Origin of the sequence: Nocardiopsis ansamitocini, assembly GCF_030268225.1 — a bacterium.
Classification (GTDB): domain Bacteria; phylum Actinomycetota; class Actinomycetes; order Streptosporangiales; family Streptosporangiaceae; genus Nocardiopsis_D; species Nocardiopsis_D ansamitocini.
This window is the reverse complement of sequence record NZ_BSQG01000016.1, coordinates 23,679-34,519: the sequence shown is the minus strand read 5'-3', so window position 1 is coordinate 34,519 and position 10,841 is coordinate 23,679. Positions and strand designations below refer to the sequence as shown.

At 69.6% G+C, this 10,841-nt stretch carries 1 protein-coding gene (only partly in view); it reads left to right on the top strand.

Going from position 1 to position 10,841, the window contains the following annotated elements; all coding sequences use genetic code 11:
• The coding region annotated (locus tag QSJ59_RS23865; protein ID WP_285762021.1) for an ADP-ribosyltransferase crosses the window boundary (this coding region is incomplete at both ends): on the top strand, nucleotides 1-10,841 show 10,841 of its 34,519 nt. The annotated region continues 23,678 nt past the right edge of the window.

Sequence of the window (10,841 nt, the reverse complement as noted above, 5' to 3'; positions counted from 1 at the left end):
CTCCACCGGAGCCCTCCAACACATCGCCACCATCGGCGGCATCACCACCATCAACGCCATCAAAAGCATGGGAGACATCAACCTCACCAACGCCCCCACCCCCGAAAACACCACCAACAACACCACCCCGCCCAACAACCCCGACAACACCCCTCCCACCGACAGCAACAACGGCAACAACACCCGCGACCAGAACAACAATGGGGAAAACGGGGACCACGCCACCCCCGACATCACCATCAACAACCCCAACACCACGGAAAACACCACCGAGGGATCGCAGAACTCCGGCAACGGGACCCGCACGCAGAGCGCCCCCACCCCAACACCCGCCAACCGCTCCGAGCAGTCCGCTGCCGAGACCGCGGGCGCCCCCGCCCCTGGGGAAACGTCTCGGAACAACACTCCCCTCCCGAACGCCGACGACTCGGACACGTCCGACGACTTCTCCCTCTACGACGACGTCCCCGGTCCCGCCCCCCAGGCCCCGGACGCGAACCGCTCCTGGCAGCCGCCCCCCGAGTTCGTCCTCGACCCCAAGAAGGACAACGGCTTCCTCCCCGGCCCCTTCCTGGAGTCGCTGAACAACCCCTACGCGGACACGCCCTTCCCTTTCTCCGCCCTGCCCGGGTTCAGCGCCGAACCGATCACCGTCAACGTCCTGCACGACATCACCACCACCGGCGGCGGCCTCCAGGCCCCCCTCGTCACCCAGCAGCCCCCCGCCCCGGTCGTCCCCACCCCCCCGCAGCCCAGCACCGCCCCCGGCGGCACACAGAACCAGCAGACCTCCGGTGGCCAGCGCAGCGGGGACGGCGACCGCTCCGCCACCGCCACTCCTCCGCCCGCCGCTCCCACGAGCCCTCCCCCCGTTCCCACCGTCCAGGGGAACGCGGGCACTGACCCCTCCTCCGTCACCACCGAGGGGGGCGAGCCCCGGCCCCGCACGAGCGACGGCCCTCCCGCACAGGACCAGCGCACCGCGACGGAGAGCGGGCAGACCACCCGGAGCACCCAGGAAACCCCGGCCACCGAGGGCGGTACCACCGGCACGGAAGGGGACCGGACCGGAGCGGAGACCACCGGCACCGATCCCCAGCAGCCGGGCGACGACGGCCCGCCCGGACGGGAGTCCTCGGACTCCGACCGCACCGTCGAGCCCTCCGTCCCCCTCCCCGTGTCCCCGGAGATCCAGGCCAGAGTCGACACCCTCCAGGAACGCCGGCAAGAGGTCGAGGACCTCAACACCGCCTACGGGGAGGCCGCCGCCACGCGCGACCGCACCCAGCAGGAACTCCTCGCCGCCGCCTCCAGGGCCGACGAGTCCGCCGACGCGGCCGCCCACTCCGCCTCGGTGCGGGACCAGGCACGCACCGAGGCGGAGACGGCCCGTTCGGACTGGCAGAACCGGGTCGATCAGGCCGACTCCCGGGTCGAGGCCGCGCAGCAGCGCGCGACGGACTCACGGGAGAGGGCCGACGAACTCGGTCGGCAGGCCGCCGCCTCCGACCGGGCGGCCACGGACGCCCGGGAGGCACTCGCCCACGCTCCGACGGAACGCACGCGCTTGCGCGGCGAGGCCGCGGGGCTGCGGGGCGAAGCCGATCAGGTGCGCGAGACCGCCTCCAGCCGTGCCCGGGAGCTGCGGGCCGAAGCCGTCCAGGTGCGCGAGGACGCCTCCAGGAACTCCCGCGAACTGCTGGCCCGAGCCGAACAGCTGGAGAACGACGCCGACCGTGCCCGGGAGCTGCGGGCCGAAGCCGACCAGGTGCGCGAGACCGCCTCCAGCCGTGCCGGGGATCTGCTGGTCGAAGCCGACCAGGTGCGCGAGGACGCCTCCAGGAACTCCCGCGAACTGCTGGCCCGAGCCGAACAGCTGGAGGACAACGCCGAAGCACTCGTCCCGAGCCTCAGCCAGGCACTCAAGGAGGCCGGCGACAAGGCGGCGGCCGACGCCCGCGACCAGCGACGGGCCGAACGCGCCGCCGACCGGGACGAACGCCGCCACAGCGACCAGCGGCGGGCCTACGCGGACACCGTCTCCCGGCGTGACCGCGAAGTGGCCGCAGCCGAGAGGAAAGCGGAGTCCGCCCAGCGGGACCTCGACCGCGACCAGCGCAACCAGAAACGCGACGAGCTCGACCTCATCACCGCCGGCCAGGCCCACAACGAGTCCTTGCAGAAGGCCGTCGAACTGGGCAGGCAGACCCTGGACGCCACCTCGCGGCTGTGGGACGCCCACCTGGACCACCTCAGGACGGTGAGCGACCACACCGAGCTGGCGGCGCAGGCGACGGGCGCACGCGCCGAGGAAGCCCGGCAACTGTCCGAGGAGAAGGGCGCCGAGGCCGAGCGGCAGCGGGAGAAGATCACCCGACTCGAACAGGAACGCGACTCCCTCCCCCAGGACGCCCCGGACCACACCGCGCAGCGCGAGCGGATCGACCAGCGGTTGGCCGAGGAGCGTGCCACCGCCGACCGTCTGGAGCAGGAACACCGGGAGCTCTCCGAGCAGAGCCGACGCGCCGAGGAGGAGAACCGGGTCCACGAGACCACGCACCGCTCGGTCATCGACGCCATCGACGACGCCACCGCCAAGAAGGAGAACACCGAGACCGAGGCCGAGCGGCACCGGAGCGCTTTCGCCGAGGACGACGGCCGGGTCAGGGCCCTCGGCGACCTCGACGGCGACCGCCGGCGGCTCTCGGAGGAGATCACCCGGCTCGAACAGGAGTCGGGCCGTACCCGCGACGACGACCGCGGTACCTACACCCGTTCCCTGGACCACCTGCTCCCCAGCGAACTCCTGGCAGACCGGCGGGTCACCCTGAACACCGGCGGGGAGCAGGGCCGCAGCGGCTTCCCCGCGCTGCTGGACCGGTTCGACCAGCAGCTCCCCCAAGCGTTCCGCGATGCCTTCACCACCGCCTTCACACAGGACAGGCGCCCCTTCTTCAACAGCGGCGGGCACACCGTCACGGTCGACGGGCGTTCGGCGACACTCCGGCTCACGTCCAGCGACAACCAGTGGCGCCCCCTCGCCGGAATCCCCGGGAAAAACGATCCGACCCCCGGCCTGTCCGACTCCGACTCGGCCGGGAAGACCGTCATCCACCAGGACGGCCGTACCGCGGCCACGCACCGGGCCGCGGGCGTGATCGTCTACGTCAACCCGCTCGTGCCCATCCCCACCGTGAACGTCTCCGTCGGCCCCGCGTTCCTCGTCTCCCTCCAAGCGGGCCTGGGCCTGCCGTCCTCCTCGGAGATCGTCGGCAGGGACACGGGGTCCACGAGCAAGGCCGCCGTGGGCGGACGCGCGGTGGACTACACCGCCGACCTGAGCGCGGAACTGGTTCTCGCGCCGGAGACCACCGAGCAAGGCGCCCCCTCGGAGACAACCGGCGAGGAGCGGCAGGGCGTCGGCCTGGAGACCCGCCAGACCGCGACGGTCCCCGACGGCCTGACCATGACCGTCGAACTCGGCGACCGCACCTCCACCGCCCCCGACCACATCGTCCTGAACGACCCGTTCCAGGACACGCGGACGTCGGACGGCCCCGCCGGCAACGCCGGAATCCGCCTCGGCGGAGGACACGTCGCGTCCGTCGACAACATCCGCCTCGCCCCCTCCCAGGACGGCCCGTCCGAGGCCGGGGCCGGCCGGGACCGGCCCACGATCGCGGACTGGGTGGTCGACCAGCTCAAACCGAAGCCGGAGAGCGGCAACAGACTGGCGCGCTTCACCCGGAAGGTCGTCGACCGGCTGCGGGGCAACGACTGGTCGAAGGCGTCCCACGAGATCCAGACGAAGCTGTCCACGGACTCCTTCCGCAAGAGCATGAAGACGATGACGAAGGGACCGGTCTACCTGGAGGTCGCGGACGGGGCCGGCCGGGAACGCGTCATGACCGTGTGGTCGGTCCCGACCGAACTCACCCGCCTGCCCGACACGCCGGCGAGCCTGAACGTGGAAACAGGTGTGAACTCCGACAAGGAGATCGAGAACACCTTCAAGCGCAGCGATTTCTTCAACCCCGGCATCGGCTTCGGGTTCATCGCCCAGTTGTTCTTCCACCAGCTGCGCGCCGACGCGCCCATGGTCGACTACCGCCATGGCCGTGAGCGTTCCACCGGAACGGTCCAGCTGGCCAAGGGGTCGCGCAACCGGGTCACCCACTTCGACGACGCGGCGATGTACGACGTGGACCGCACCTACTACGTGCAGTTCGACGGCGAGTCCACCCCCCACCGCTTCACCGGGAGGACCACCGAGGTCCTGAGCCTGGAGGACGCGCGCCTGCTCGCCGACCCCGACGCCAACCGCGCCGACGCCGACGCACGGGTCGACCACCTCCCCCCCTACCCCCACCTGGGTCCCGACCGCCCGGAGCACTTCGGCGGCACCCCGATCCGCGGCATCAGCTGGGAGGACGGCAGCCAGTACCGGAGCACCGCCGGGGCCGGGCAGAGGAGGGGGAGCACCGACCCGGCGACCGAAACCAGCCCGCTGTCCCGACGGACCACCCAGGGCACCGAGGCCTCCGGGCGGACGGACCCCTCCACCTCCGAGCAGGCACCCCCGCCCACCGGTCCTCCCCGCACGGTCGTCCAGGAGTACGCCCACCGGGTCCTCAGGGGGATCGCGCAGGAGTACCCGGGGCTGGTCATCCCCGATCTCTCCCGGCTGCCCGCCGACTACGCGCTGCGTCCCTCCACCGTCGACGAGGGCACCACCCCGTCCCGGTTCACCCGCGAGCGGCTTCTCCGTCGCAACCACGAGATCGCGCTGTACAACACCGCGCAGATCCTGGAACAGATCTCCGAGAGCAACCTGAACGGCCGCGCCGACGAGTGGGTCAACGAGGGCATCGACGTCCACCTGTTCGAGACGACCTTCGTCAACCCCGACCTGGCGAACTTCAACCCGTGGAACGCCGACAAGCAGGGATGGATCACACCCGACATCATCACCGTCCGGCTCGGCGCCACCCCCAGCGACCGCCAGTTCGCCGGGACCGTCACCAAACACCACACGGAGACGAGCGGCGGAGGCGCCAAGGGAAACCGCAAGCTGGAGGAACACGAACGCAGCCACCGCGTCCGCGCCCGGGTGCGCGCGATGTACCGGGACATGCCGAACCGCGACGCGCGGGGGATCGCGCGCTTCCAGGCGGGCGGCGGCGGCCAGCTCCAGTACCAGTACCAGACCGCGACGGGTCTGGAGACCGAGACCAAGATGAAGAGCGCGGGGACGATCACCAACAAGGGTGACACCGACATCTGGCGCTATTCCCTCGACTTCCATGCGGAGATGGGCAAATTCCGCAAGACCGACGACCTCCTCCCAGAGGCGCGGGAGGCCGTCGCGAAGAACCGCCCCGGATACGACGGACACCGCGTCGACCTGCTGAAGGACACTCCGATCCAGGGGCGGATGGAGCTGGAGAGCCCCGCGCAGAACGACCCCCGGGCCGACGCTCGGCACGCTTCGGACCCCGGACAGGAGCAGGCTCCTGCCTCCGGACGCAACTCCCCGGTGGACGACGCCGAGCCCACCGCCGTCCCGGCGGCGCGTGTGCGCGACCTGATCAACGGCGCCCGGCCGCCGCTGGGCGCCGACCAGCGGAGCCCGGAGGCGGCGGCGCTCGACTCCGTTCCCACCATCACCGACGGCATCACGACGCGGGCGGGCGGGACGACCCTGCGCCAACGGCTGTACGGCCTGCTGGCGGACGCCCCCGGTCTGCAGAACTTCCTCAAGAGCGCCGCCGGCCACGATTTCACGTCGACCCACTTCTCCTCGGAGATCCTGGGGGGGACCCGGGACGCCGGGAAGGCCGGCCCCGGGCACCGGGCGCGCAACTGGATGCGCGACTTCATGTTCAGCGGCCGGCACACGGCGGCCGTGCACGCCGACCGCACCGGTGTGGTCTTCCACGACATCCTCCCCTCCGGGAAGTTCACCACCGAATCCGCTCGCAGCAACGGCTTCGCCAGGAGCAAGGGGGCGTCACACTCCTTCGGCGGCGACCTGGAGATCCGGGGCACGGTCAACGCGAACGAGCCCGCGCGGGACCTGAAGGCCGCCAACAACGGCAAGACCAGCCCCAGCACCGTGAAGGTCCCGGTCCCCCAGGTCAGCGTCAACCCGGTCAGCGGGGACAAGACGTGGTCCAAGGGCGCCTTGGGCATTCCGGTCTATGAGCAGAAGACGAGTTTCACCCCCCAGGGCGGGGTGCGGCCCTACACCGCCGACCTCCGGCTCACCGAGTCCACGGAGGTCCGCGACGAGTACGACTTCGTAGCCAACGTCAGCCGCCCGACACAGGACAAGCACTACCGCGGCAACCAGACCGACGCCCCCGGCGCGGAGTTCGGTTTCGCCCCCCTGCACGCGCTCTACCACGCGGACCTGGTCAACGACGCGGTCGACCCCGCGACCGGGCAGCCCACCACCCAGCCCAACCCCGAACTAGGCGCGGACCGGTTCCGGGTCCGCCCCGGCTACGAGAGCCACGGGCACCACCTCAACAGCACCCCCACTCCCCCCGCCGTAGCGGCGGACTCGACGGTTGACCCCGCCACGGCCGACTCCACCGGGGTGAAGCTCGCAAACGAGCTCCGCGCCGACAAGTACGAGCTGACCGGCCAGAGCCGGGAGTCGGTGCTCGGGGAGATCTCCGCGCAGATCACGCACAGCACCGACACCCCTGGGACCGTCGCCGTCAAGCTGCGTCCCATCGGTTCCCGGATTCCCCTCCGCCTTGGCCTGACCAAGCACGGAACGGTGACGGTCGAGGCCGTGCGGGGGACCCCCACGGTCGTCCAGCTGGGCGGCAACGGCAGCCTCTCGCACGAGCAGTCCGTGAGCGACGGCCGATACGTGACCAAGGGGACCTCCAGTTCGTTCGGTGTGCGCGGCGAAGGCTTTTACCACCCGCCGGGGCCCCATCCCGACGCCGACCACGAGGGGAACTACCCCGCGCAGCTGGTGCAGCCGCGCGTGAACCACATCAGCCCGGTCGCCGCGGGGGGAATCGGGGTCTCCACCTCGGAAAGCTCCATCACCGGCCCCACCGAGAACAGCTCGTGGACCACGAAGCTCGACGGTCCGTACGGTGTCACCGAGACCCCGACCCACGTCCGGCTCACCATGACCTACGGTGACCGGAGCATCACCGTTGAGGGCGACCACAACTCCGTACAGGACGCCTTCGCCTCCTCCTACCTCGACCTGGTCGACCAGGACACCGCCTCGGACGGGGCCGAGGGAACCGGGGCCCGCGACGAGGCCGACGGCACCGGCACGCGCGACGGTGCGGAGGCCCCCCAGCCGACACCGACACCGACACCGACCAACGTGGTCGACCCCACCGGGAGCTGGCGCGACGACGCCGACGCGTCCACCGCGAACCGGGCCGCCCGGGTGAACAACGCGCCGTTGAACATCCAGGACCAGGGTGCCGCCGTACGCGACGCCGGCTACGTGGCCCTGGCCAAGACCTACGGGTGGGACCACACCGGCCCCCTCACCCCCGAGGCCGTAGCCGAGGCGAAGAAGTACGCGCTCGAAAAGGCGGAGATCGACCAGGGCAACGACACCGTCGCCGCCGCTCTCGGCGACATCCCCCTCAAGGCCTTCTTCGGCGACGCCACCGACCTCTCCAGGAGCGACGGCGCCCGCCTGGTGGACATCGACACCGCCCGCGCCATGGACACCGCGACCACCAACTGGACCGTGAAGGCGCGTCCCGACTTCGACCGGGCGACGCTCGTCGACGTCGCCGTGGACTCCAGCATCACCGCCCCCAGCGCACGGGACGACCTCTCCCTGAACCTGGTGTCACGGTCCTTCTCCGCCGGCCTCAACTTCGGCGCCCGTCCCATCGCGTGGCTGGCCGAGAACGGCGGCGGGCCCGGGGCCCCCGCCCCCGGCGCCAATCCCGGAGGATCCGGGGTCGACAACAGCACCAGCCTGCCGGGCACCCTCCTCGTGGGAGGGCCCGTCGTCGGTGCCGAGAGCGCCCAGGGCGCCATCCGCATCGACGGAACCAACGAGTCCGGGCGCCCCGTACCTGGCCCCGACACGGCCTCCAAGCGCTCCTACCTGGTGGAGGTCCCCACCCACTGGCTGGTCGGCGCCGAGCAGACCGGGGCGGCCTTCGCCGGTATCGGGAAGGCGACGACCCGGGGTGCCGCCGAGACCGAGAGCACGGTCACGATGTGGCTGGACCAGGACGACGCCCGGCGTCTCGGCCTCCTCGACGGCGACCGGCTGGACGCCGACCGCTGGGACGGCCTGGAGAAGGCACAGCAGGACCTCGCCACCGCCGAGAAGGACTACTACGCCGAGCGGGCGCTGCTCCCGAACCTGGTCAAGGACGTCGTCGCCGATCCACGGGACACGGCTGCCCAGGACGCCTACACCGCCCAGCAACGGAAGTACGACGACGCCAAGGCGAAATTCGAGACGGCGTTCACCACCTGGGTCGAGGCCCGCCGCGCGGCCCTCGACAGCCTCGACCAAAATCCTTCCCCCAGGACCGATGCCACTCCCGGCGACGACCGCCAGGGCGACGGCAGCCGGGACGGGGAGAACACACGGTCCCGTCCCGAGGAGCCGCCGACGCCCGACCCCCGTCGCGCAAGCGAGGTGACCCGTCGGTTCTCGGAGGCGTTGACGCCTTCGTCGGTGGACTCCGACGCCTTCAGCCAGTTCGTGTCCCCGAGCCGCATCGACGCGACCCTGACCGAATGGCAGCGGGACCCGAGCGTCCAGGTCAATATGGCCCGCGTCCCGGACCCCGGCCTCGACCCCACCGGTCGGCCCGCACCCGAGAACACCACCACCCCAACCGAGCGTTCCCCCATCGAGGCCGCGAAACGCGAGGCCGCTGCGGCCCAAGCAGCCGTGATGCGCTACGAGACCACCCTGGAAAACACCCGCGCCGCACGCGACCTTCCCCCCACCGACCTGGGCTACCTCGGCTCCCGCGTCATCGCCACACAACTGAACCTCGACGCCGCACACGCCCACACCCGCCTGGCCACCGCACGCCTGTACGACACAGACAACAGAACACGACGCCAAGAAACCGAAGACGCCTACAACGCGCTGGACGCCGCCCAAAACGACCTCGCCCAAGCACAAACCGCCTACCAACAAGCAGGCGGCACCTCCACCCCCGACAACACCCCCCACCACACCCTCACCCCACCCCCCAGCCGGCCCACCGACACCACCCCCGACCAGACCACCACCGGGGAAACCACCACCGACCAGACCGCTACGAGGGACACCCTCTCCCCCCAAGCGGCCACCCGCACCGGACCCAACGACCTGAGCGTCAACATGGCCGGGACCCCCGACCCCATGGACATCGACTGGTCCAACCCCGCCAACTACGACCCCAACTACTACGACCTCGACACCCTCAACCTCGCCTCACCCACCAGCGACGACCTCGTCGGCCCCTCCTTCCTCATCAACGCCGCTGAGGAAACAACCACCCAGTACAGCACCGCCCCCTACAACACCACTCAATACAGCACCACCCCCCAATACAGCACCCCCCAATACAGCACCACCCCCTACAGCACCGCCCCCCACACCGGTCCGACCCAGGCCATGGACTGGACAGCCCCCGCCACCAGCTCCACCTCCACGCACACGACCTGGCCTCCGCCCAGCACCTTCGGTATCAACCCCACCGACACCTACCTCACCCAACCTGGCCCCAGCACCAACTTCCACGACGACACCGCCAGCCAAACCCCGCGCCTCGACAAAGGCAAGAACCGCGCTACCCAGCCCCCCTCCACCCTCACCACCATCGAGCAGCTCAAAACCGCCGTACCCATCCTCAAAAACACCCAGCCAAGAACAATCCAGACCATCCTCGACGCCTACAACAACAACACCCTCACCCAACTCGCCAAAGACCATACCTTCCGCCCAAACGCCGACCTCAACGGCACCGGAGAACAAAAACAACTCAAAAGGACCGCCGACAAAACCAGACTCTTCGACCAGATCGTCGCCTACCTGGAAAGCCAATACCCGACCAACCAAGAAACCTCCACAACCTCCCACACCCCCACCACAACCCCCCGCACCCCCATCACCATCGAGCAGCTCAAAACCGCCGTACCCATCCTCAAAAACACCCACCCACAAAACGTCCAAAAAATCCTCGACGCCTACAACAACGAAACCCTCACTCAACTCGCCAAAGACAAAAACTTCCGCCCACACGCCGACCTCAACGGCACCGGAGAACAAAAACAAATCAGAAGTTCGGCCGACAAAGCCAGATTCCTCAACCAGGTCGTCGCCTACCTGGAAAGCCAATACCCGACCAACCAAGAAACCTCCACAACCTCCCACACCCTCACCACCGCCCAGTACCTCAAAACCGCTACACCCATCCTCAGTCACATGAGAGAGCGAAAAGTCCAAAAAATCCTCGACGCCTACAACAACAACAAACTCACCCAACTCGCCAAAGACGACACTTTCTACCCGAAAGTTGACTACAGGGGCACCGGAAAAACAGAACGACTCCAAAAATTCGCCGACAAAGCCAGATTCCTCAACCAGGTCAAGGCTTCGTGGGACGCCATCTTCTACCCGGATACCGGGGAAAGCTCCACCACCTACGCCGGGCCGTCCATCTACACCGCGCTCACCCACACCGGCCCCACCCCGACCCCGGGTATCGACCCCACCACCCCCGCCACCACCGGCCGCTCCCCCATCCAGGCCGCGCAGCGTGAGGTCGCCGAGGCCAACACCGCCGTGGTCCGCTACGAAACCACCCTGGAAAACACCCGCATCGACC